Here is a 262-nt window from a genome sequence, read left to right as displayed (position 1 = left end):
CCTTTGATAAAGGGTTGAAAAAACTCGAGCAGGTACCTCAGCTTCTTGCCCGCCTTTCGAACATCGTGAAGATTTTCCTCGTGGGCGGCCTCGCTGCGCGCTGCACGCCTGCTTCGCTTTCGAAGTGCGCGCTGAGCAAGACGAACCCGCGCCTCGGCGAACGCTTGAATGGGAAGATCGTTGCAACGCGACTGCAGCGTAGCTTGCGCGCGAAGCAGGACATCGTTCAAGAACACCTCGACATCGTCGCTTTTGATCATCG

Annotated in this window: 1 protein-coding gene; it reads right to left on the bottom strand. The window is 56.9% G+C overall.

From position 1 onward, the window contains the following. Nucleotides 1-262, bottom strand: a 262-nt coding sequence (locus SB771_RS35140; RefSeq protein ID WP_410722062.1) for a CHAD domain-containing protein, incomplete at both ends; no start/stop codon positions are given.

Origin of the sequence: Burkholderia sp. SIMBA_051, from assembly GCF_046534915.1 — a bacterium.
Lineage (GTDB): Bacteria > Pseudomonadota > Gammaproteobacteria > Burkholderiales > Burkholderiaceae > Burkholderia > Burkholderia ambifaria.
This window is presented reverse-complemented; position numbering and strand designations above follow the sequence as displayed.